The following is a 22,833-nucleotide window of genomic DNA, read 5'->3' as shown; positions in this document are numbered from 1 at the left end:
ATCGATGTGAAGTCCGTGCTGTATGGTTTTCTCTACCTCAGACAATAGAATTAATATAAGTGAAACAGTATCAGCTATTTACTTCATAAGCATTTTTATGTACTGAGGCTAGAGTCTGTTATTAATAGATCAGTTCTAAAATCGGATACAATATAATCTGTTTTGGTGAAATACACGAAATGAAATTCAATTTATATTGACTAAATCCAACATTTCTTGTGCATTAGCTAATGCCATTTCACCAATGCCTTGCCCCCCCAAAAGTTTTGCTAATGCAATAACTCTCTGTTCTGATGTAAGTGCGGTCATTTTAGTTATTGTTTTATTTTCAATAACCTGTTTTTCTACAGCAAAATGATTATGTCCACAGCAAGCTACTTGAGGTAAATGCGTTACACAAATGACTTGGCATTTTTTGCCCAATTGTCGCAATAATTTGCCCACAACACTGGCTGTAGCACCACTAATTCCCACATCAATTTCGTCAAAAATTAAAGTAGGAACAGCTGCTTTATCAGAGGTTAAAACCTGTATAGCCAATGCAATACGTGAAAGCTCCCCTCCGGAAGCAACCTTATTTAAAGGTTGTACTGATTGACCTAGATTTGCTCTCAAATTAAAGCAGAGTTGATCATAACCTTTACTTGTAAGTTTTTTATCCTCATCAAAAGTAATTGAGAACTCCGCATTTTCCATAGCAAGTAATTTAATAGATTGTGTCACTTGTGTTGATAATTTTATTGCCCCTTGCTGACGACTTAAGCTAAGTTTCGTTGCAATTTCTTGCACATGTTGTCGCATCTGTTCTTCTTGTTGTATCAATTGCGATTCACTTTCAGAAAAATGAACGAGTTGCTCAAGTTCATTTTTCAGTTGTTTATGTAATTCAACTAAATCCTGTGGTTTCACATTATGCTTACGAGCGAGTTGTAACACTTGTCCCATACGCTGTTCAACAGCCTGTAACAGTTTTGGATCCTGATCAATATTTGAGGATAAATGTTGTATTTCAGACGTGGCTTCCTGAATTTGAATAAGTGCCTCTTGCAACATTGTTTGCACATCAGAATAATTAGAATCCAATTGACAAAGCTCATCAATATATTGTGTTGCTTTATAAAGCAGGCTATCAATACTCACACTCTCATTTTCACTTAATAACTGTAATGTTGACTGAGATAAAGACATCAATTCTTCACTATTTGATAAGCGAGTATGCTCTTCTTCCAACTCCAAATACTCATTTTCTTTCAAATTAAACTGATCTAACTCTTCTACTTGATATTCTAATAGCTGTTTTTTTGCTTCATTTTCAGCACATTTCTGATGAAATGTCGTTACTTTTTCCTGTAACTCTCGCCAAGTGCGGTAACTTTCTTGCATATTTTTCAATAAGTCCTCATGTCCACAAAATTGATCAATAATATGAATCTGGTAGTCACTTTTTAGCAATTGTTGAGAAGCATGTTGACCATTAATCTGAATCAGATATTGTCCAATAGTTTTGAGTTGTGAGGCTGATACTGCAACGCCATTAATAAAAGCCTTCGACCGTCCATCAGAATTAATAATTCGACGTAAAATGCAATATTCAGGGTTGTCAGAATCTTGTAACTCCTGCTCTTGTAGCCATTGATAAGCAGGATTAATGCTCTCAATATGAAATGTGGCACAAACATCCACTCTCTCTTGTCCGTCACGTAACATAGATAACTCTGTTCTTTGCCCTAAACAAAGTCCGAGTGCATCAATAGCAATAGATTTTCCGGCTCCAGTTTCGCCGGTAATAACTGACATACCTTTCGCAAATTCAATATCAAGATGATGAACAATCGCAAAGTTATTAATGGTAAGTTGAACTAACATAGCATGAATCCTTTACTGTATATAAATACAATTATATATATGTTTTTATATACAGTAAATAGACTTATAAAAATTTTTTAAGCTAAATTTTTAAGCCAACCTAATTTTGTACTTAATACATTGTAATAATTGTAATTTTTTAGATGTAACAAGCGTAATTTATCTTGGCTTTTTGTGACATGTACAATGTCATCAGGGGTAAAAGAAAGTGCTACTTGACTATCACATCCAACTTCCAATTGAGATGTATTATATTCAGCAAAACGCACCGAAATCTTACTGTCAGCATCAATAACCAAAGGTCTAGAAGATAACGTATGTGGAAACATTGACACCAAGGCAATAGCATTAAGCTGCGGAGTTAAAATTGGACCTCCTGCTGACAAAGAATACGCAGTTGAACCTGTTGGTGTGGAAATAATCAGCCCATCTGAACGCTGCGAAAATGCGAATTTATCATTAATATATACATGAAAATCTATCATATGAGCAATTTTAGCCGGATAAATAACTGTCTCATTTATTGCATTGCTTTGTGCAACAACTTCTCCATTCCGCTCAATACTTGCTTCAAGTAAAAAACGCTCCTCAACAAAAAACTCGCCTCTTTCCAAACAAGCCTCTAACTGAGCATAAGCATTTTTCGGATCAATATCAGTTAAGAACCCTAAGTTACCACGATTAATACCTATTAATGGAATATTATACTTAGCTAGGACTCTCGCCCGTCCTAACATGTTACCATCACCACCAATAACAATGGCAAGATGGGCTAAACAGCCTATTTCATCTAAATCCGCTAAATGATTTACCGACAATCCTAAACGTTCACCAATTTCTCGTTCAACTAAAACTTGATAACCACGTTCAGAAAGCCAATGAAATAAATTTTTGTGCATTTGTAAATTCACATCATGACGAGGGCGTCCTACTAAGGCAATCGTCTTAAACGAAATAATTAATTTTTTACTATCAATAAAATTTGCTGGTGTCATGGTCTTTCTACAAAGAACACTTGAATTAAATAAAAGGAGTACTATATTACACACATTCTACTCTACTTGCCAATAAGTGCGGGTGTTAATTTCTATGTTTTTTGATACAATGATACAAATCTAAAAATGGAGTAAAAAAATAATGTCAGAACAAGAAAAAGTCGAACAAGAGGAAATTTCAGCTGAACTTGAAACTCAAAATGAGCAAGAAAAACCAATGGAAGAAACCGAAATACAGGATGGAGATGCGTTGGAAAATGCTATTGCTCGTGTGCAAGAATTGGAGGAACAGCTTATTCAAGCTGTAAAAAAAGAACAAGATATTTTGTTACGCACACGTGCTGAAATTGATAATATACGCCGTCGTGCTGAACAAGATGTTGAAAAAGCACATAAATTTGCTTTAGAGAAATTTGCTAAAGATTTGTTGGAAACGATAGACAATCTAGAACGTGCACTGTCTACTCCTGCTAATGTAGAAAATGAAACCATCAAAAGTTTAGTCGATGGTGTTGAGTTAACTTTAAAAGGACTTTTATCAACTGTTGCACGCTTCGGTGTTGAACCTGTCGGTGTAATTGGCGAAACTTTTAACCCTGAATTACACCAAGCTATTTCCATGCAACCAACAGAAGGGTTTGAAAGTAATCAAATTACAGTAGTTTTACAAAAAGGCTATCTATTAAATGGGCGAGTTATCAGACCTGCCATGGTAATGGTTGCACAATAATTAGCATATTTATATTCAATGAATAAAAGCAGACCTCTATGTTCTCAGTATTAAGTAGTCATAGAGGTCTGAACTGTTTAAGCACTTAGCTCAAGATCTTGTCCAATTCTTGACTCACTTCTTCAACTTTTTGTGTACCATCTAATCGAAAGTATTTCGTGTTACCTTGTGCAGCTTCAGCTTGATAATAATCAACCAAAAGTTTAGTGGTATTATGATAAATTTTTAAACGATCTAGAACAGTTTCAGGTTTATCATCTGCACGAAGAATTAAATCTTCACCAGTTATATCATCTTTATCTTCCACTTTTGGCGGGTTGTAAACAATGTGATAAGTCCGTCCAGAAGCAGGGTGAACACGACGACCACTCATACGCTCAACAATAACTTCATCCGGCACATCAAATTCCAATACATAATCAATACTGATACCAACGGATTTTAAAGCGTCTGCTTGTGGAATTGTACGTGGGAAACCGTCCAGTAAAAAACCTTTCTCGCAATCTTCTTGTGCTACACGTTCTTTCACCAAAGAAATAATTAAATCATCAGGTACCAATTGTCCCATATCCATTAAGATTTTAGCCTTTTGTCCCAATTCACTTCCAGCTTTAATTGCAGCACGTAGCATATCACCGGTAGAAATTTGAGGAATGCCAAACTTATTTGTAATAAATTGTGCTTGAGTACCTTTGCCTGCACCAGGTGCCCCCAAAAGAATGATTTTCATATTAACCTCATAAAACAATAATAAAATAAACTCGCATACATTACCTTGATTAGCTTACAAACTCAAGTGCGGTATAAATTTTTATTATTTTATTTCGTGCTATTCATTAAATTTTTAGCAGGATTGTTCTCTTGAGTTGATGTATTTTTGCGTTTATCCCACCATAAAAATAAATTTGCTAAAATTGTGCCTGAAATAGAATGCCATACGCAAGATACTGCACAAGCAATAGCAGACTCCGCATTAGTTGGGAAAAATTTTGAACTTAATCCTGTTGCCAAACCAGCATTTTGTACTCCTACTTCAATAGATAAAGTGCGTTTTTTAGCTGTACTCATTCCAAATAAACGCCCTGTAAAGAAACCTAAGATGTATCCAATAACATTATGGAAAACAATACATACAAAAATTATAAAACCGGATTCTAAAAATTTATTTCCATGTACCGCAACAACGCCACCAACAATAAAAGCAAAGTTAATAACCGCAACACCTGGCATTAATTCACGCAACTCTTGAAACCATTTTTTATTTTCAAACGTTATGTTCATAATTGAGCCAATACCAACAGGAACCAATGTTACTAACAACATAAACTTAAACATTGCCCAACCGTCCATTGCAACCGTTTCACCTACTAAATAATTCAATAAAAGTGGGGTCATTATTGGAGCTAAAATAGTAGAAACAGTAGTCATACCCACAGAGTAAGCCACATCACCTTTACAAAGAAAGCTCATGATATTTGAAGCAACACCACCGGGACAACACCCAACCAACACTAAACCCAAAGTTAACCCTAGAGATAAATTAAAGAGTTGTGCAATAGAAATTGCAACAAAAGGCATAATACTATACTGGGCGATAGTTCCTACTAAAATATCAAAAGGACGTTTTGCAAGAATACGGTAGTCTTCTTTACCTAAGGTCATGCCCATTGATAGCATTATTAGACCAAGTACAATAATTTGTGCATCACCTTTTACCCAAGTAAAAAGATTTGGGGAATAAAAAGTAACACAAGCTAATGCAATGATAACAAGTGCGGTGTATTTTGCTAAAAGATGACTGAACTTTTTTAATAAAAACATAACTTTTTCCTCATAAATTACTTACCCAATAATGAGGAAATTTTATGGTTAAGTCAATGTCATTTTCAGCATTTTAATTTGAATTTTTGCTTTTAAATATAATTAAATATTTATTTAATTCCAATTTTTAATTATTTTTAGATTTTTATCTTGAAAAGATATTTATTGGCAATAATTTTATAAAGGTAAGAAAGAAAGTGTATAGTAAATATCACTTTATTTTAAAATTGAGTTTATTTTTTCAGCACAGTACAAGACTGCATGATTAACATGAGACTTAATGGGAAAATTTTCTTTTTAGTAATTGCTTTAAATAATCTTTTGCTCGGATTTTCAATTGATACTGAGGGCGATTGCACTGATCAAAGAAATGTACGGTTAAACTGACATTTTGATATTTTTTATTGGTCGGTCGCATAACTAAATTAATATCACATTGCATCTGATCAAGATCGGAAATTCCCTTGCCCTCAATAATAATATTCTCAGTCAAAATAAATATATCTTCTAAATACAATAAGTTATTCTCCCAATTTGCGTTGAGTTGAAGATGTTCAAAAGCCATATCCCTCGGTGCATTTTCTCTATCGTAATTGATAGGTAAAATCCCGCTCGCCAACTCCAACAAATTAACGCCGGATAGAGATCCTTGTTTAACCGTAATTGGCATGTCCAGTTTTTGTAACCGATTATTTTTTACTACACCACTCGCAACAATATCAGCTTTTCCTGTTATAAGTGGATCTAAATCTACCATTTTAAGCCAATATTCAATGGGAAAATTATGACTACTAAATTGCAAAGTTCCTTCTGTAAACACCGATGGAAGATCACGAGTTGAATTATATTCAAACTCTGCCGCACATTGCTCACAATCCCTAGCTTTAAACAAAATCTTTAGTCCCTTTTCCTCGTTTTTTGATTGATAGATCTCCGCTTTAATGAGCACAGGTTGCTGATTTATGACGATATTTCCTTCAAATTTAGGAGTCTCCATCTCATTTTGATTAAAAAATCCTTCAATAATATGAAAATTAAATGTTCTTTTATCCAAATAAACAGGGTGAGCAAATTGCAATTCCAGCTGCACATTATCAAAGAAAATGTTGCTATTTTGTTGTGTAATTTTCCCTATCATTGTTAAGTACTGAACAGCTGGGAAAGATGGATATGAGTGGGAAATGTTGTTTAGAACAATATTTTTTACAGCAAGATTACCCGCTAATAAATTCAATACGCTTATTTCAATATTTGCCGTGTCAATATTAATGTGAGAAGGATGTTTAGAATATTGGAGATTAGTAAGCGTTATCTTTGTAGGGAAAAAATCAATAGTAATGTTGTCAACCGCTATTTGGTTAGCATTTAATCTTGCGACTAACGTTGATTGAATTTTTTCAATCTGCACATACGTGAAAATTGCTATGCCGACAAAAAGAGCGGTAATAAAAAAGAAGATTTTTTTCCACATAATCAGATATACCCTTACTTGTCCTCACTAATACGACTGGCAACCGCACTTTGCTGATGTTTATATTTTGCGTCTTTGCGACTTGTGTAAGGTCTCGCAGCAGTACCACTTAATACTTCAAAACTTAATGCACCAATCACCATGTTGGGACGTAACGCCAAAGGCAATTTTCCAGAATTAAAAAACTCTAAGACAATTTTTCCCTCCCAACCTGGATCGATACGATGTGCGGTAACATGAACCATTAACCCTAAACGAGCCAGCGAAGATCGCCCATCTAACCAACCAATAATATTGGCAGGTAATTTGACTGCTTCTAATGTTGTGGCTAAGGCTAATTCACCCGGATGTAAAAAGAAAGCTTCATTCTCTCCAATAATAATTTCATCACTCATTACCGCATCAAGTTGAGCGGTTACCTCTTCTTTAGGACCGCTTAAATCAATGAAAGGTGCAGTATGTTCACGAAAAACACGAAAAGAATTTCCCAAACGAACATCAATAGTTGCACCATTAATTTTTTCGTTGCTCGGTCTAGGTGTTAAAGAAATAATACCTTGATCCAAATATCGCTCAATATCTGTATCACATAATCTCATATTTGTTCCTTATTTGTTATTTAACAAATGTTGAATTTGCACTTTTAACATATTAATCGCAACTCGATTCTTGCCACCACGAGGAACAACTATATCAGCATATTGTTTTGATGGCTCAATAAATTGTAAGAACATTGGACGAACCGTGGATTTATATTGATCAATGACAGACTGTAATGAGCGACCACGTTCTTCCATATCACGTTGTAAACGGCGAATAAAGCAAATATCCAAAGGTGTATCAACAAAAACCGACATATTTACCTCCTGACGAATACGCTCATCTGTTAATAACAAGATCCCCTCCAAAATAATTACTTTTTTAGGCTCAAACCGAGTTACTTCTTGGGTTCTTGTATGTTCAACATAGCTATAAACTGGAATATCAACGGCTTTACCCTTTTTTAGATCGCATAAATGTTGAATTAGTAAATCACGATCCATTGAATTTGGATGATCATAATTTGTTTTAATACGTTCCTCAAAAGAAAGATGCGTTTGGTCTTTGTAATAACTGTCTTCCGTCACAATCCCAATTTCCTCACAGCCTAATTCATTACACAATTCCTCATGAATAGTCGATGCAATTAAACTTTTCCCCGATGCTGACGCACCAGCAATGGCAATAATAATACAAGACTGATCTGACATGGATAATATTCCACCTAATTTAAATGAAAATTTATGCCGATTATAAAGAAAATTTACCTGTATTGACAGTCATTCTCAGAAGATTTATGTATCACTCCCTTTTATTTTGTATTGTGTGACTTTCCTCACATGATCCTATTTTTTCTTGTGTTATCATTCCTACACTGTCTTACAACAGGTATTTTTCAAACAAGGAGAACCATATGAAAATGAAAAAAATATCTTGGGCAATATCAACCGCACTTTTTGCAACAGGATTAATGGTAACGACTCAAGTTAATGCAAAGGGGCGTTTAGTTGTCTACTGTAGTGCAACTAATGAAATGTGTGAAGCTGAAACCAAGGCTTTCGGTGAAAAGTATGACGTAAAAACATCCTTCATTCGAAACGGCTCGGGCAGTACTCTAGCAAAAATTGAAGCAGAAAAAAATAATCCGCAAGCCGATGTATGGTATGGCGGTACGCTTGATCCTCAAGCACAAGCAGCAGAAATGGGATTATTAATGCCATATCGTTCCGACAATATTAATCACATTGTAGAACGTTTCCAAGATCCGGCTAAAGTGAAAGGTAATTATACCTCTGCTATCTATATGGGAATTTTAGGTTTTGGTGTTAATACGGAACGATTGAAAAAGTTAGGTATCACTGAAATTCCAAAATGCTGGAAAGATTTAACCGATCCTCGTCTTAAGGGAGAAATCCAAATCGCTGACCCACAAAGTTCAGGGACTGCCTATACAGCGATTGCAACTTTTATTCAAATTTGGGGAGAAGATAAAGCTTTTGATTATTTTAAACAGTTACACCCAAATATTTCACAGTACACAAAATCGGGAATTACCCCCTCTAATAATACCGCTCGTGGTGAAACAGCTGTGGGAATAGGTTTCTTACATGATTATGCATTGCAAAAACAACAAGGTGCACCAATAGAAATGATTGTGCCTTGTGAAGGAACAGGGTATGAATTAGGAGGTGTCAGTATTATTAAAGGTGCAAGAAACTTAGAAAATGCTAAATTGTTTGTAGATTGGGCGTTATCAAAAGAAGGGCAAGAATTAGCTTGGAAAAAAGGAAAATCATTCCAAACATTAACTAACACGACAGCAGAACAATCACCGGTAGCTTTTGATCCTAAGAAATTAAAACTTATTAATTACAATTTTGAAAAATATGGTGACGTTGCAGAACGTAAACGTTTAATTACAAAATGGATTAATGAAGTTAAATTGGCTAAATAAAAATATTTTTTACTTAGGAGAATAAGTATGAAGTTATCAAAATTTGCTTTATCTCTTTCCGCTTTATTTTTTGCAAGTTTATTTCACGCTCAAACCTTGGCAAAATCGGCAGGGAGAGTAGTGGTTTATTGTAGTGCTCAAAATGTAGTATGTGAAAAAGCCGTTCAAGGTTTTTCTGAGAAATACAATGTTAGTGCATCATTTATTCGCAATAGTTCAGGCAGCACTTTAGCAAAAATGGTAGCGGAAAAAAATAATCCTCAAGCTGATGTGTGGTTTGGCGGTCCATTCGACACGCACTTACAAGCGGTGGAACTAGGTCTGATTGAACCTTACACATCACCGAAATTGGCAGAAGTGCTTCCTCAGTTCCAAAAATTAGGAAATGGAAAGAGTTCTGTTGTATACATGGGAGTATTAGGCTTTGGTGTAAATACCGAAAGGTTAAAAAAATTAGGTATTACTGAAGTTCCAAAATGTTGGAAAGATCTCTTAGATCCACGGCTAAAAAACGAAATTCAATTAGCTGATCCTCAAAGTTCAGGTACTGCTTACACGGCAATTGCAACATTTATCCAATTATGGGGAGAAGATGCAGCGTTTAATTACTTGAAAAAACTTCATCGAAATGTATCCCAATATCCTAAAGCAGGTACAGCTCCTTCAAGAAATACAGCAAGAGGAGAAACAGCAATAGGTGTAGGCTTTTTACAAAATTACTCTTTTGAAAAAGCAAATGGAGCACCTATTGAGCTTGTTGTTCCTTGTGAAGGAACGGGCTATGAACTGGGCGGAATCAGTATCATTAAAAATGCACGTAATTTGAAAAATGCAAAATTATTTGCTGACTGGGTAATGTCAAAAGAAGCTCAAGAACTTTCTTGGCAAAAGGCACAATCCCATCATATTCCAACTAATGCTAATGCTGAACCATCGCCTTATTCACTTAAGCCAACGGAATTAAACTTAATCGATTATGATTTTGATCGATTTGGATCAAATGAAGTTCGCAGCAAGATTATTGATAAATGGGTTACAGAAGTTAAATTAGCAAAGTAATTTTTGTTTCACGGAGGTTTTATGAGTGAACAGACACGAATATTCAAAGGTAGCCTAGGATGGATTTTATTGTCGTTTATTGGATTTTTTGTGTTACCAACTATGACATTACACTATGGTATAACAGATTCTACATCTGAAGAAATTTATGACGCAATGGGATGGACTAAGTTTAATTTAAGTTGGCTTTGGTTTGGTTCATTACTCATTGTGCCAATACTTTCTCATTTATTTCAACATAGCGGGGAACAAAAACAAGGAAAAGTTGAATTTTTTGCTGTTGTAGGAATCTTCTTTTTTGTATTTTTGTCTGCTATTTTGCAAAAGTTCAGTCTTGGATATTCCATTTTTATCTTGGTTATTACGTTGGTTGCATTAGCAACCAACGCATTGGCAAAAATGAAATTTATGCAAGGAGATAAGTTCATTATATTTTCTCTAATAAGTATCATTTTACTTATATTTTTCTTTATTGTTTATCCAACTTTCGCCATTTTCCTTTCTATGTTCTACGATGGCTCGACATTTGTACCTGGCCAAGTGTTGGACATTGTGAGTAAACCATATGTTTTACGCATCATTGGAAACTCATTAGCGGTTGCATTTACAATTGGAACTCTAGCGACATTATTTGGGTTAATTTTTGCACTTTATACTACCAGAGTTGCTAAGCGAACAGCGGTAATAGGTAAAATATTCTCTATTTTACCTATTGTTACCCCACCTTTTGTAGTCGGTCTTGGGGTAACATTAATGTTGGGACGTTCCGGTTATGTAACTTCATTTTTAGTTGAGTATTTTGGGTTTAGCAGTAACTGGCTATATGGTTTTACAGGTATTGTAATTGCTCATACTTTAGCACTTACTCCCATGTCATTTATGATTTTAGAAGGTGCACTAAAATCTATCCATCCATCTATTGAAGAGGCATCTTATACATTAAGAGCAAATCGCTATCAAACGTTTTTTAATATTATTTTTCCGTTGTTAAAGCCAGCATTAGCAAATTCATTCTTAGTTGTGGCAATTCAATCATTGGCGGATTTTAGTACGCCATTAGTTCTTGGCGGTAGCTTTGATGTGATTTCATCACAAATTTATTTTTACATTGCGGGTTCTCAATTGGATTATGCTTCAGCCAGCACGTTAGGTACGATATTACTCATATTTTCTCTTGCAATCTTTATCATTCAATATTGGTGGATAGGTAATCGTTCTTATGTAACAGTATCGGGAAAATCCTATCGAGGAGACGTACAAGAATTACCAACGACCTTAAAATATATCGTTGTCTTTACGTTAGGTTTTTGGATCCTCTTTAATGCGGTCTTATATGGCAGTATTTTTTATGGTAGCTTTACAAAAAACTGGGGCGTTGATTACACGTTCACCCTACAAAATTACATAACGTTATTTGGTCAAGGTTTCAGTGATGGTGCTTGGCCGTCATTAATTCAAACGGTTATTTTTGCGATAAGTGCGGCTCCAATTACGGCTATTTTCGGATTGCTCATCGCATATATTACAGTAAGACGAGATTTTAAAGGCAAAAAAACCTTAGAATTCTTAACCTTACTTTGCTTTGCTGTACCAGGTACCGTTGCCGGTGTTTCTTATATCATTGCATTCAATGATGCACCGATTTACCTTACAGGTACGGGACTAATTATTATTCTTTCAATGGTAATGCGTAACATGCCCGTTGGTATGCGAGCGGCGGTTGCAGGACTTGGACAATTAGATAAATCTCTAGATGAAGCTTCACTTTCTTTAAAAGGCAGTTCATTAAAAACTATTTTATTTATTGTTTTTCCATTATTAAAACCGGCATTACTTTCCGCATTGGTTACCAGCTTTGTTAGAGCAATGACAACCGTCAGTGCGATTGTTTTTTTAGTTACAGCGGATACACGAGTAGCTACTGCCTATATTTTGAATCGAGTTGAAGATGGCGAATATGGCATAGCCATTGCTTATGGTTCAATTTTAATTGTTGTGATGATGGCAATTATTTTATTCTTCGACTGGATCGTTGGTGACACTCGCATTTCCCGTTCAAAAGCGAAAAAAATGAATTAATCGGTACCGCACTTGAATAACGAAGTGCGGTAGAAAAATAAAAAATTTTAACGAAAGGCTATAAATATGAATAATGATTTTTTAGTACTCAAAAATATCACCAAATCGTTTGGTAAATCCGTAGTAATAGATAATTTAAACTTGAACATAAAACGTGGTTCAATGGTAACTTTATTAGGACCGTCAGGTTGTGGTAAAACAACGGTATTGCGTTTAGTCGCCGGACTTGAAAGTCCAACCGAGGGAGAAATTTTTATTGATGGTGAAGATGTAACAAAATCTTCCATCCAAAATCGTGATATTTGTATCGTATTCCAGTCTTATGCACTGTTTCCGCATATGTCCATCGGCGATAACGTTGGCTATGGCTTAAAAATGCAAGGTGTGGGTTCTGATGAACGCAAACAAAGAGTAAAAGAGGCACTAGAATTAGTTGACTTGGCAGGATTTGAAGATCGCTATGTCGATCAAATTTCAGGTGGACAACAACAACGAGTAGCACTGGCAAGAGCATTAGTATTAAAGCCGAAAGTGTTATTATTTGATGAACCTCTAAGTAATTTAGATGCGAATTTACGCCGTTCAATGCGTGAAAAAATTCGTGAATTACAACAGCGTTTAAATATTACTTCTTTATATGTAACTCATGATCAAACAGAAGCTTTTGCGGTATCTGATGAAGTCATCGTGATGAATAAAGGTAAAATCATGCAAAAAGCACCAGCAAAAGAGCTTTACAAATATCCTAACTCACTATTCTTAGCAAGTTTTATGGGAGAAAGTAGTATTTTTAATGGTTATTTAGAACAAGGCAAAATTACCATTAACGACTATCAATTTATTTTACCTGATGCGGATAAATTCGCTTTGAACGATGGAGAATGTTTAGTGGGTATTCGTCCTGAAGCAGTCAAACTAAAATCAGAAGGTATGGAAGAACAACGTTGTGTAATAAAAAGTGCGGTCTATATGGGAAGTTATTGGGAAATCATAGCTAATTGGGGCGGTAAAGATTTACTGATCAATGCTAATCCAGAGAATTTTTCACAAGAAATGCACGAGGCCTACGTTCATTTCAGTGAAAATGGCGTATTTTTACTAAACAAACAAGAATAAAAAGCAACTAATCTGACAGTCTCTGTTTAACAGCTGACTGTCAGATCAATTTGAACTGGAAATTCTAATAATTTCCCTGCCTATTTTGTTTCCAGTTTTGTCTGCTCGTAAACCTAGCACTTTATCCATATCTATCATCAACAATAACACGTCCAATAAACAAAACGCTTGATACGCTCAAGAAGTGCAAAATATTCACGTCTTAACTTAACCCAAAAAGTGCGGTTATTTTTATTCATCGTAATCTGGCTTTGCTTAGAAAAATCGGGTTTGACACAAGGCGGATTCACGCCCAATAAAGCAACATGATTTTCATAAAAACGATCCATAAAAATGTCTACGTTATATATCCATTCTTGAGAAGAGTCTAAAAACTTCTGTGCTGCTTGAGGAGTAAGATAATAACCTGTCGTGTTACTATAACCGAAATAATGTTGTTCTAATTTTGTACTATCGGGTAACGTGTGAATTAATTTTGTTCTAATTTTTGAACTATTAGAGTGCGTTAACCAAAAAAATTCAAATTGATTTTCCGCAGAAAAGCAGAACTGATAAACAGCTAAAAAATTGGGCTGCAAAATAGCATCATCTTCTAATACAATAATAGGTTGTTGTAATTGAACGCATTTTTCCCATAGTAAATAATGACTTGCATAGCAACCTAATTGCCCTAAAGTTATTTCATTTCCCTTTCGCTGATAGCGTTTCTTTTGATTGTATTTAGCAAATAAAGGATGATTTGGTTGGGTGTTTCCATTTACCCCTGTAAAAAACTGATAATTTATTACGATGTCAGGATGCTGTTCTTGAAGTGCGGTAAATTGGTGGGAAATAAAATGTTTTCTTTCAGTTGCTTTTTCTAAATTTATGACAAAAATCACTGATTGATTGATTGATTGATTGATTGATTGATTGATTGATTGATTGATTGATTGATTGATTGATTGATTGATTGATTGATTGATTGATTGATTGATTGATTGATTGATTGATTGATTGATTGATTGATTGATTGGCATTATCTAACATAATTCACAGTAAACTCAACAAAATATTGGCTATTTTAGAAATTATTTTTTATACTGTCAATTTAATTGAGTAGCAAACCACTACATTTTATATATAAAAAATGAGTAAACTATGTTTAATTATGTTATTAGTCTAAAAAGTGCGGTCGACCGACGTCAACATATCGAAAAAGAATTTAGCCAACAACATATTCCCTATACTTTTTTTGATGCGTTTCAGCTTAATGAAGAAAATAAACATATCCTTCAACACTATGTCCCAGCTTTAAGTAAAAGCAATCTCGCAAATAAACTAAAGAGCTGTTTTATGAGTCATGTTTTATTATGGCAAAAATGTGTGGATGAAAATCTACCGTTTATTGCCATTTTTGAAGATGATATTTTTCTCAGTTCGGTCGCCAATAAATTTTTGAGTGAATATGATTGGTTAAAAGAGCGGTTAGCTTTTAATCAATATTTTATTCTCCGCTTAGAAACAATTTATATGAAATCAGAATATTGCAAGACAAAAATTCCCGACTACCAAAACCGTAAATTTAATCGGCTAATGTCTGGACATTTTGGAATGGGAGGCTATATTCTTTCTCAAGTTGCAGCTAAAAAATTATTAGCGTTATTTAAAAATACGGATATTTTCATTGAAGAAATAGATCAAATTATTTTTAAGCAATTATTAAAAGATGAACAATATCCGGTTTATCAATGTGAGCCTGCCATTATTATTCAGGATTGTATTTTAAATAAAGATAACTGCACATTAACCAGTTCTCTTGCACCCGAGAGAGAGAGAGAGAGAGAGAGAGAGAGAGAGAGAGAGAGTAAAAATAATAAAAAAGCAAAAAAGAATTTATGGCGAAGTATATCGAAGGAAATAGGGCGATTTAGAAGAAGGATATTGAAAGATTATCGTCGCATAAAATTCTTATAATAATATCTCTGCAAATAGCATATCATTGTTAGAATACGTTATTTTATTTTTAGGAAATATAATGTTTAATCATGTTATCAGTTTAAAAAGTTCAGTTGAAAGACGTCAACATATTGAAAAATATTTTGGCGAACAAAATATTCCATATTCCTTTTTTAATGCGTTTCAACCTAATGAAGAAAATGAAAATATTATTCAATACTATGTCCCATCTTTAAATAAAACCGATCTGACAATAGGAGAAAAAGGCTGTTTTATGAGCCATGTTCTATTATGGCAAAAATGTGTTGATGAAAATTTACCTTTTATCGCTATTTTTGAAGATGACATTATTCTCAGTCCAGTCGCCCACCAATTTCTTGGGCAATATGATTGGCTAAAAGAGCGGTTTGATGTGAATCAGTATTTTATTCTTCGTTTAGAAACTTATTTAATGAATTCAGCATATCGCAAAACTAAAATTAAATTTTTTCAACAGCGTTGTTTTCCTCAATTAATGTCTCAACAATGGGGAACTGCAGGATATATTATTTCACAAATTGCCGCAAAAAAATTATTAGATTTATTTAAATCTCCTGATTTTTCAGTTGAGCCAATTGATGTCATTTTATTTGAATCATTATTAAAAGAAGAACAATATCCCGTTTATCAAATTTCTCCTGCAATTGTTATTCAAGATAATGTTTTAAATCAAGAAAACTGCAAGTTAACCAGCGTTATTTCAGTAGAGCGTGCAGAGAGAGAGAGAGAGAGAGAGAGAGAGAGAGAGAGAGAGAGAGAAAATAATAAAAAAGCAAGAAGGAATTTATGGCGAAGTATTTCGAAGGAAATAGGACGATTTAGAAGAAGATTAAAAAGAAAATTGAATGGTTGGCGTATTGTAAAATTCTTATAGAGAGGTTAAAAATAATGAATAACTTAGTTTCTGTACTCATTTCAGCATATAATGCAGAAAAATATATAGAAGAATGTATTCGTGCAATTATGCTTCAATCTTATAATAATATTGAAGTAATTGTAGTAAATGATGGATCTACTGATAATACTCAGGAAATTTTAAATAGATTATCACATGAATACGCTAGGGGGGGGAATTATTAGTATTACAAAATGAAACTAATTTAGGACTTATTAAATCTCTTAATAAAGGTTTAACATATTGTAATGGAAAATATGTCGCAAGAACTGATGCTGATGATATTGTTGAACCCTTTTGGATTGAAACGATTGTAGAAAAAATGGAAAGAGAACCGGATTTGCTTGCTGTTGGCGGATTTATTACTATATTGCATGATAATGATGTTCCACTTGGAAAAGTGGGAAAATATACTAAAAATAAAGATGTGTGGAAAGGCTGTTTAGAATATGAAGAAATTTTAAGAGAATTTCCATTTAAAAATCAATTTACTCATCCCACTATGGTAATCCGAAACGATGTTTTTAAGAAATATAATCTCTTTTATGATGAAAAATATCCGCATGCAGAGGATTATAAATTATGGCTAGAAATACTTAAAAGAGGAAAAATGGCAAATATCCCTCAATCATTTACTTACTATAGGGTACACCATAATCAAATATCTTCAAAATATAGTGATATACAAGAAAAATCAGCTAGAAGAATAAGAATAGAAGCAACCAACTTTCTCTTACAAAAATTAGGCATTAACTACTCTTTCCAAGAAAACTATTGTTTTAATGATTTATCTGATTTTGCCGAATTTATTTCATCTAAAAAAAATATTTTACCAGCAAGTGATTTTAAATCGCTTAATGTTGTTCTTTTCAATATGATACTAAATTTAATTTATCAAAATTGTGGCTCTATTGAATTTCTCTTATATATTTTAAAATATAAACATTTAAATTTATTACAAAAAAGAAAAATACTGAGTAAAACATTAAAATCCTTAATAAGAAGAAGAAACAAATGAACATTCTCTTTTCATGTGATGACAATTATGCAAAATATTTAGCAGTAACTATGTTAAGTATTATTCACGCTAGAGATAAAAACAATGAGTGTTATACTATTCATTTTTATTTGTTGGATATGGGTATTTCTACTGTTGCAAAGGATTATTGCATTGAACTAGCCAATAAAAACAACTGTCGTTTGGATATTACCCCTATTAATATAAGTGATTTTGAAAAATTTCCTAGAACAATAGAATATATTTCTTTATCAACCTACGCTAGATTGAATCTGGCAAACTACTTAAAAAAGTTTAATTTAACGAAAATTATTTATTTGGATATTGACATATTGGTCAATCATAGTCTGTTGCCGTTGTGGAATACTGATTTAGGAAACAAGGCAATCGGAGCTTGTTATGATGCTTTTATTGAATCCCAAGAAAAAAGCAAAAGAATGAGCAGTCAGTCAGTCAGTCAGTCAGTCAGTCAGTCAGTCAGTCAGTCAGTCAGTCAGTCAGTCAGTCAGTCAGTCAGATTATAAAACAAAACTTCATCTACCTAATACACATTTTTATTTTAATGCCGGCGTATTATTAATTAATGTAGTTGAATGGGAAAAATGTCATGTTTTTGAAAAATCATTACAATGGATTGAATATTGTGAACGTAATAATATTGAATTTTTGTATCAAGATCAGGATATTTTAAATGCTATTTTTGCGAATAATGTAAAATATTTAGACTTAAGATATAATTTTACTGCCAATGCATTAAATAGACTAAAAAGGGTAAGTAAAAAAGAACTGAATCAATATGAAGAAGCGACTATGCCTCTTGCTATTATTCATTATGTTGGTCCAAAAAAATCATGGCATGAAAAATGTTCAATGCTAAAAGCGAATTTATTTTGTCATTTATTCCGGCAACTTGAAAATCCGCCCAAAGAATGGAAAGTTGAAAACGTACCGTTTATACGTAAGTTAAAGCGTTTTGCTAAAGATCTTAGACACAAAATAATCTATAAGATTTATTAAATCTTGATTTTCCCTACGTCTAATCCCCCTAAAGAAGAGGAGTTCACGCTAGGAACAAGTAAGCTTTAAGGAATGATTTTTTAATAACATAAGTGCGGTACAAAAATAATGTATTTTAACACCGCACTTTGAGAAAAATTTCAACGAGCAGAACTATCTAAACAGCATTCTGTTTTTTCTGACTTTTTTAAATTGGCTTATACTGAGAATAATGAAAAATAGGAAATAACATGCAAAAATAACAATAATCCATTGCACCATAGAAAATCCTAAAAAACTCCATGTAATATCACTGCAAGAACCTGAAGGCATAAATATATTAGGAAACCATTTATCCAATGGTAAGGTTTGAGGAAAATCAGGAACCATTGCACATTGATTCCAAGGGTATACGTTAAGTTGATAATCTAAGTGTTTGATTGCTAATAATAATCCTTTTACCGCACTACCTAACCCAATAAGTAAAGCTAAAATGCGTAAAACTAACCATTTTGGTGCAATACATCCAATCAATCCTGAAAACATGATACCTAAAATAGCTACACGTTCATAAATACACATCACACAAGGATTCAGCCCCATGCCATGCTGGAAATAAAGTGCGGTACTTTCTAACACTAATGCTGAAATGAACAGCAGTATCCAAGTACTACGTTTCATTGATAAATTTTTAAAAAAGATGAGCATGCCTATGATCCTTAATGTCATCAAATTAATTTCATAAAAACTCAAAACACAAAAATACAAACGCACGAGTAATATAGAATAAAACACTTATAAAGGAAAGCAAAAAACATAATTAAATGATTGTAATATAAATCGCTTTCAAGGATAATGCCCACCTAGTTATTACAGTATGTTTAACAAAAAGAGAAGTATGGATATTCTTAAAGCACAAAGTCCGGCTGCGTTAGCCGAAGAATATATTGTCAAAAGCATTTGGAATAATCATTTTCCTGCCGGCTCAGATTTACCTGCAGAACGTGAACTAGCAGGCAAAATCGGTGTAACAAGAACAACATTACGTGAAGTATTACAGCGTTTGAATCGTGATGGTTGGCTAAATATTCAACATGGTAAACCAACCAAAGTAAACAATATTTGGGAAACAGCTGGTCCCAATATTTTAAAAACACTCATTCAATTATCACCTACTCTTAAACCTACCGTCATTGCAAATGTGGTATCTTTACGTACTCGAATGGGTGAACAATTTATTCCTGAAGCAATAAAAATTAATCCTCAACAAACGTTTGAATTTTTCCAATCTTTAGATGAATTAGATGATGATGAAAAGAGTTATGCGGAATTTGACTATAACCTCTATCATCGTTTTAGCTTTATATCGGATAAGCCCGTATATACTTTGATTTTAAACAGTTTTAGAACACTTTATCATCAAGTCGCCGCACTTTTTTTTATTAATCCGCAATCACGCCAAGTTGAACTCACTTTCTATCAACAATTGAAAGAGTGTTGTCGAAATGGAGATTATCAACAAGCCAGTGTTTATCTTGTGGAAAATCGTGAACGTAGTAGTGCTATTTGGAAAGGAATACTGACAAATTTACCTGAAAATTTTTGTGAAGAAGGTTAAAAGACAAAACAAGAGAGAGCAAAATGTTCTCTCTTGTTTCACAACTACTGACGATAATGCGTTAAAAATTTGGCTAATCTTCCTAAGGCGTCTTCAATTTGATTCACATAAGGCAAGGTTACAATTCTAAAATGATCCGGTTGTTGCCAGTTAAAACCACGTCCATGAACTAATAACACTTTCTCTTGACGCAATAAATCCAATACCATTTTTTCATCATCATAGATATTGAATTTTTTAGTATCAATTTTCGGAAACATATAAAGTGCTCCCATTGGCTTTGTACAACTTAACCCCGGAATTTGGTTAATCAACTCATAAGCCTTGTTCCGCTGTTCCAATAAACGCCCACCCGGCAAAATAAATTCATTGATACTTTGATACCCACCCAAAGCTGTTTGTATAGCATGTTGCATAGGATGATTGGCACATAAACGCATCGAGGCCAACATATCTAGACCTTCAATATAGCCTTTCGCTTGCTGTTTCGGTCCATTTAAAATCATCCAGCCTTGGCGAAATCCTGCTACACGATAAGATTTTGATAAGCCGTTGAAAGTAACCGTTAACAAATCTGGTGCTAATGCGGCGATATGATGATGAACAGCGTTGTCATATAAAATTTTATCGTAAATTTCATCGGCGAAAATCATCAATCCATTTTGGCGAGCTACTTCAACTATATCTAATAATAATTCTTTACTATAAACAGCTCCCGTTGGATTATTAGGATTAATAATAACAATGGCTTTTGTGCGAGAAGTAACCTTACTTTTTATATCTGCCACATCAGGAAACCAATCAGCTTGTTCATCACATAAATAATGAACCGCTTTTCCGCCGGCTAATGTTGCAGCAGCCGTCCATAATGGGTAATCAGGCATTGGGATTAACACCTCATCACCATCATTCAACAATGCTTGTAATGACATAGTAATAAGTTCAGAAACACCATTACCGATGTATACATCATTTACGGTCGCACTTAAAATATTCTTAGATTGGTAATATTGAACAATAGCTTTACGTGCAGAATATAGACCTTTTGAATCACAATATCCTTGTGCGGCAGGCAAATTACGCAAAATATCTACCAAAATCTCATCAGGAGCTTCAAAACCGAATGGTGCTGGATTACCAATATTTAATTTTAAGATCTTTTTGCCTTCTTCTTCCAAACGTAACGCCTCTTGATGTACCGGTCCACGAATATCGTAGCATACATGTTCTAACTTATCGGATTTAGGGAAAACTCGCATAGACTATCCTTTTAATAATAATGTCACTCAAAATATAGCCACACTTTACGCTTATTTTAAAAAGATGAAAAGATTTTATAAAAAAAATTTTTAAAGTGCGGTAGAATTAACAGCTGTTTTTAACTGAATGTTTAACTTAATACGATACAAAATGGATAATTTGCACGAGATTAAGGCTGAGTTTATTCGCTTAATTAATCAATACCAATTTGACCCTAAAAACGATTTTTCCGTCCTTCATTTGGATTTAGATGAAGAATTGAATTTACTCGGTTGGTTAAAAGCTCAACATCATTATCCGCAATTTTATCTTAATTTTCGTGATACCAATAAAAAAATCTTAGGGCTTGGAGAAGTATGTCGCTTTACGCAAGTTAAATCAGCACAAACGTTTGTGCAACAATTTAATTTATCTCTTATCGGCGGCTGTCAATTTAATGGTGAACCTCTATTTATTTTGCCACGTTTATCATTCATACAAGAACAAAAACTTGTTATTCAACTCATTATTGATAATAAAAAACCTTGGGAACAAGAAAAATATGATCTGTTGAATATTATTCATTCTTTGGAAAAACAAGTTCAATTAAACCCAATTCATCAATCAATTCAATTGATAACAACAAAAGCAAATCAAACGGAATGGTGTCTTTGGGTAGAAAAAGCATTGCATGAAATTAAGCAAAAAAATCTGACTAAAGTTGTGCTGGCAAATGAAACCGACTTTAAAACTGATAGCCCATTAAACGCTAAGGATTTTTTAGCTGAAAGTGAGAAGTACAATACAGGTTGCTATCATTTTTTGTTTGCTCAAAATAATACACAAGCATTTATAGGCTCCACGCCTGAGAGATTATATGTTCGTAAAGAAAATCGCCTAATCACTGAAGCATTGGCGGGGACAGCTTTTATAACAAATGATGAACATATTAATCAGCAACAAGCTCAGTGGTTATTACAAGATCCGAAAAATATTTATGAAAACAGCTTGGTTGTAGAGGGCATTTGTCAACATCTTATACCCTATGTTGAGGAAATTACGGTGAGTGAACTGGAAATTAAGCAACTACGCCAAATTCAACATTTAAAACGAGAAATTTCTGCCCGACTTAAAGCAGGAAATACTGATGCAGTATGTTTAAATGCAATACATCCAACCGCAGCTATTGCCGGTTTACCACAAAAAGAAGCAAAAGTGTTCTTGCAAAATACCGAAACTTTTGACCGCACTTGGTATGCAGGTGCATTGGGAATAATGACTGAAACAGAATCTGAGTTTTGTGTGACTATTCGTAGCTCATTTATTGAACAAGATTATATTCGTATATTTGCCGGTGCCGGTATTGTTGAAGGTTCTATTCCTTTATTAGAATGGCAAGAAATAGAACGTAAAGCACTAGGGCTAATATCCCTATTACAGAAAGAAACGGAGTAGAAAA

Annotated in this window: 21 protein-coding genes and 2 pseudogenes; 13 read left to right on the top strand and 10 right to left on the bottom strand. The window is 33.8% G+C overall.

Annotated features, from left to right (window positions below; all coding sequences use genetic code 11):
• Positions 1–186: 186 nt before the first annotated feature.
• Positions 187–1,866 (bottom strand): DNA repair protein RecN, encoded by a 1,680-nt coding sequence (gene recN, locus HSM_RS05130; RefSeq protein ID WP_012341790.1) that lies wholly within the window; start codon positions 1,864–1,866, stop codon positions 187–189.
• A gap of 77 nt (positions 1,867–1,943) precedes the next feature.
• Positions 1,944–2,861, bottom strand: a complete 918-nt coding sequence (locus HSM_RS05125; protein WP_012341789.1) for an NAD(+) kinase — start codon at positions 2,859–2,861, stop codon at positions 1,944–1,946.
• Positions 2,862–3,003: 142 nt separating this feature from the next.
• Between HSM_RS05125 and grpE the strand changes: the two genes are divergently transcribed.
• Positions 3,004–3,591 carry a nucleotide exchange factor GrpE gene (gene grpE, locus HSM_RS05120; RefSeq protein ID WP_011608805.1) on the top strand — a complete coding sequence of 196 codons (588 nt, stop codon included), beginning with the start codon at positions 3,004–3,006 and terminating at the stop codon, positions 3,589–3,591.
• Positions 3,592–3,676: 85 nt separating this feature from the next.
• Here grpE and adk read toward each other — a convergent pair whose 3' ends face one another.
• The 5 genes from adk to udk form a co-directional block, all read right to left on the bottom strand.
• Positions 3,677–4,321 (bottom strand): adenylate kinase, encoded by a 645-nt coding sequence (adk, locus tag HSM_RS05115; RefSeq protein ID WP_011608804.1) that lies wholly within the window; start codon positions 4,319–4,321, stop codon positions 3,677–3,679.
• Between the two features lie 89 nt (positions 4,322–4,410).
• A complete protein-coding gene (locus tag HSM_RS05110; RefSeq protein ID WP_011608803.1) occupies positions 4,411–5,412 on the bottom strand; it encodes a bile acid:sodium symporter family protein in 1,002 nt (333 codons plus the stop codon).
• Positions 5,413–5,689: 277 nt separating this feature from the next.
• Positions 5,690–6,883, bottom strand: coding sequence for an AsmA family protein (locus tag HSM_RS05105; RefSeq protein ID WP_012341787.1), 1,194 nt, complete (start codon positions 6,881–6,883; stop codon positions 5,690–5,692).
• 14 nt (positions 6,884–6,897) lie between these two features.
• Complete coding sequence (gene dcd, locus HSM_RS05100) at positions 6,898–7,482, bottom strand: dCTP deaminase (protein WP_011608801.1); 585 nt, start codon at positions 7,480–7,482, stop codon at positions 6,898–6,900.
• Positions 7,483–7,491: 9 nt separating this feature from the next.
• Positions 7,492–8,133: a uridine kinase gene (gene udk, locus HSM_RS05095; protein ID WP_011608800.1), complete on the bottom strand. Its 642-nt coding sequence runs from the start codon at positions 8,131–8,133 to the stop codon at positions 7,492–7,494.
• A 203-nt stretch (positions 8,134–8,336) separates the two neighbouring features.
• Here udk and HSM_RS05090 point away from each other — a divergent pair, with 203 nt between their 5' ends.
• The 4 genes from HSM_RS05090 (at position 8,337) to fbpC (ending at position 13,631) form a co-directional block, all read left to right on the top strand.
• Positions 8,337–9,377, top strand: coding sequence for an ABC transporter substrate-binding protein (locus tag HSM_RS05090; RefSeq protein ID WP_012341786.1), 1,041 nt, complete (start codon positions 8,337–8,339; stop codon positions 9,375–9,377).
• A 27-nt stretch (positions 9,378–9,404) separates the two neighbouring features.
• Positions 9,405–10,436: an ABC transporter substrate-binding protein gene (locus HSM_RS05085; protein WP_012341785.1), complete on the top strand. Its 1,032-nt coding sequence runs from the start codon at positions 9,405–9,407 to the stop codon at positions 10,434–10,436.
• Positions 10,437–10,457: 21 nt separating this feature from the next.
• Positions 10,458–12,515, top strand: a complete 2,058-nt coding sequence (locus HSM_RS05080; protein ID WP_012341784.1) for an ABC transporter permease — start codon at positions 10,458–10,460, stop codon at positions 12,513–12,515.
• A 66-nt stretch (positions 12,516–12,581) separates the two neighbouring features.
• A complete protein-coding gene (fbpC, locus tag HSM_RS05075) occupies positions 12,582–13,631 on the top strand; it encodes a ferric ABC transporter ATP-binding protein (protein WP_012341783.1) in 1,050 nt (349 codons plus the stop codon).
• Positions 13,632–13,768: 137 nt separating this feature from the next.
• On the opposite strand, the gene HSM_RS05070 is transcribed toward fbpC, so the two are convergent.
• Complete coding sequence (locus tag HSM_RS05070) at positions 13,769–14,650, bottom strand: glycosyltransferase family 25 protein (protein ID WP_012341781.1); 882 nt, start codon at positions 14,648–14,650, stop codon at positions 13,769–13,771.
• Positions 14,651–14,771: 121 nt separating this feature from the next.
• On the opposite strand from HSM_RS05070, the gene HSM_RS05065 reads away from it, so the two are divergent.
• The 6 genes and pseudogenes from HSM_RS05065 to HSM_RS10460 form a co-directional block, all read left to right on the top strand.
• Positions 14,772–15,587 (top strand): glycosyltransferase family 25 protein, encoded by an 816-nt coding sequence (locus tag HSM_RS05065; RefSeq protein WP_012341780.1) that lies wholly within the window; start codon positions 14,772–14,774, stop codon positions 15,585–15,587.
• A gap of 61 nt (positions 15,588–15,648) precedes the next feature.
• Positions 15,649–16,482, top strand: coding sequence for a glycosyltransferase family 25 protein (locus HSM_RS05060; RefSeq protein ID WP_012341779.1), 834 nt, complete (start codon positions 15,649–15,651; stop codon positions 16,480–16,482).
• A gap of 14 nt (positions 16,483–16,496) precedes the next feature.
• On the top strand, positions 16,497–16,688 hold the full coding sequence (locus tag HSM_RS10470; protein ID WP_012341778.1) for a glycosyltransferase family 2 protein: 192 nt from the start codon (positions 16,497–16,499) through the stop codon (positions 16,686–16,688).
• A gap of 23 nt (positions 16,689–16,711) precedes the next feature.
• Positions 16,712–17,521: pseudogene (locus tag HSM_RS10465) on the top strand (glycosyltransferase); the annotation flags it as partial.
• Entirely contained in the window at positions 17,518–18,045 is a 528-nt protein-coding gene (locus HSM_RS11000) for a glycosyltransferase (RefSeq protein WP_052292871.1), read from the top strand. The pseudogene HSM_RS10465 and the gene HSM_RS11000, both read left to right, overlap by 4 nt.
• Before the next feature lie 28 nt (positions 18,046–18,073).
• Positions 18,074–18,538 (top strand): annotated as a pseudogene (locus tag HSM_RS10460) (glycosyltransferase); the annotation flags it as partial.
• 153 nt (positions 18,539–18,691) lie between these two features.
• Here the strand turns inward: HSM_RS10460 and dsbB are convergent.
• On the bottom strand, positions 18,692–19,225 hold the full coding sequence (dsbB, locus tag HSM_RS05040; protein ID WP_012341776.1) for a disulfide bond formation protein DsbB: 534 nt from the start codon (positions 19,223–19,225) through the stop codon (positions 18,692–18,694).
• A gap of 190 nt (positions 19,226–19,415) precedes the next feature.
• On the opposite strand from dsbB, the gene fadR reads away from it, so the two are divergent.
• On the top strand, positions 19,416–20,135 hold the full coding sequence (fadR, locus tag HSM_RS05035; RefSeq protein ID WP_041605066.1) for a fatty acid metabolism transcriptional regulator FadR: 720 nt from the start codon (positions 19,416–19,418) through the stop codon (positions 20,133–20,135).
• A 44-nt stretch (positions 20,136–20,179) separates the two neighbouring features.
• Here the strand turns inward: fadR and HSM_RS05030 are convergent, their stop codons facing one another.
• Positions 20,180–21,394 (bottom strand): pyridoxal phosphate-dependent aminotransferase, encoded by a 1,215-nt coding sequence (locus HSM_RS05030; RefSeq protein WP_012341774.1) that lies wholly within the window; start codon positions 21,392–21,394, stop codon positions 20,180–20,182.
• 151 nt (positions 21,395–21,545) lie between these two features.
• Between HSM_RS05030 and HSM_RS05025 the strand changes: the two genes are divergently transcribed.
• The gene (locus HSM_RS05025; RefSeq protein ID WP_041605065.1) at positions 21,546–22,829 is read left to right on the top strand and encodes an isochorismate synthase; all 1,284 of its coding nucleotides are present in this window, start codon (positions 21,546–21,548) and stop codon (positions 22,827–22,829) included.
• The last annotated feature ends 4 nt before the right edge of the window (positions 22,830–22,833 follow it).

Origin of the sequence: Histophilus somni 2336, from assembly GCF_000019405.1 — a bacterium.
In the GTDB taxonomy this organism is placed as follows: domain Bacteria; phylum Pseudomonadota; class Gammaproteobacteria; order Enterobacterales; family Pasteurellaceae; genus Histophilus; species Histophilus somni.
The sequence above is the reverse complement of the archived record's forward strand: the minus strand, read 5'-3'. Positions and strand labels throughout refer to the sequence as shown.

Bases quoted from the DNA above. Each gene is read 5' to 3' on its own strand.
- HSM_RS05060 (WP_012341779.1), top strand. From the start codon at position 15,649: ATGTTTAATCATGTTATCAGTTTAAAAAGTTCAGTTGAAAGACGTCAA.
- fbpC (WP_012341783.1), top strand. From the start codon at position 12,582: ATGAATAATGATTTTTTAGTACTCAAAAATATCACCAAATCGTTTGGT.
- HSM_RS05110 (WP_011608803.1), bottom strand. From the start codon at position 5,412: ATGTTTTTATTAAAAAAGTTCAGTCATCTTTTAGCAAAATACACCGCA.
- HSM_RS05025 (WP_041605065.1), top strand. From the start codon at position 21,546: ATGGATAATTTGCACGAGATTAAGGCTGAGTTTATTCGCTTAATTAAT.
- adk (WP_011608804.1), bottom strand. From the start codon at position 4,321: ATGAAAATCATTCTTTTGGGGGCACCTGGTGCAGGCAAAGGTACTCAA.
- udk (WP_011608800.1), bottom strand. From the start codon at position 8,133: ATGTCAGATCAGTCTTGTATTATTATTGCCATTGCTGGTGCGTCAGCA.
- HSM_RS05125 (WP_012341789.1), bottom strand. From the start codon at position 2,861: ATGACACCAGCAAATTTTATTGATAGTAAAAAATTAATTATTTCGTTT.
- fadR (WP_041605066.1), top strand. From the start codon at position 19,416: ATGGATATTCTTAAAGCACAAAGTCCGGCTGCGTTAGCCGAAGAATAT.
- HSM_RS05070 (WP_012341781.1), bottom strand. From the start codon at position 14,650: ATGCCAATCAATCAATCAATCAATCAATCAATCAATCAATCAATCAAT.
- dcd (WP_011608801.1), bottom strand. From the start codon at position 7,482: ATGAGATTATGTGATACAGATATTGAGCGATATTTGGATCAAGGTATT.
- HSM_RS05065 (WP_012341780.1), top strand. From the start codon at position 14,772: ATGTTTAATTATGTTATTAGTCTAAAAAGTGCGGTCGACCGACGTCAA.
- HSM_RS05030 (WP_012341774.1), bottom strand. From the start codon at position 21,394: ATGCGAGTTTTCCCTAAATCCGATAAGTTAGAACATGTATGCTACGAT.
- grpE (WP_011608805.1), top strand. From the start codon at position 3,004: ATGTCAGAACAAGAAAAAGTCGAACAAGAGGAAATTTCAGCTGAACTT.
- HSM_RS11000 (WP_052292871.1), top strand. From the start codon at position 17,518: ATGAACATTCTCTTTTCATGTGATGACAATTATGCAAAATATTTAGCA.
- HSM_RS05105 (WP_012341787.1), bottom strand. From the start codon at position 6,883: ATGTGGAAAAAAATCTTCTTTTTTATTACCGCTCTTTTTGTCGGCATA.
- HSM_RS05090 (WP_012341786.1), top strand. From the start codon at position 8,337: ATGAAAATGAAAAAAATATCTTGGGCAATATCAACCGCACTTTTTGCA.
- HSM_RS05080 (WP_012341784.1), top strand. From the start codon at position 10,458: ATGAGTGAACAGACACGAATATTCAAAGGTAGCCTAGGATGGATTTTA.
- recN (WP_012341790.1), bottom strand. From the start codon at position 1,866: ATGTTAGTTCAACTTACCATTAATAACTTTGCGATTGTTCATCATCTT.
- HSM_RS05085 (WP_012341785.1), top strand. From the start codon at position 9,405: ATGAAGTTATCAAAATTTGCTTTATCTCTTTCCGCTTTATTTTTTGCA.
- dsbB (WP_012341776.1), bottom strand. From the start codon at position 19,225: ATGCTCATCTTTTTTAAAAATTTATCAATGAAACGTAGTACTTGGATA.
- HSM_RS10470 (WP_012341778.1), top strand. From the start codon at position 16,497: ATGAATAACTTAGTTTCTGTACTCATTTCAGCATATAATGCAGAAAAA.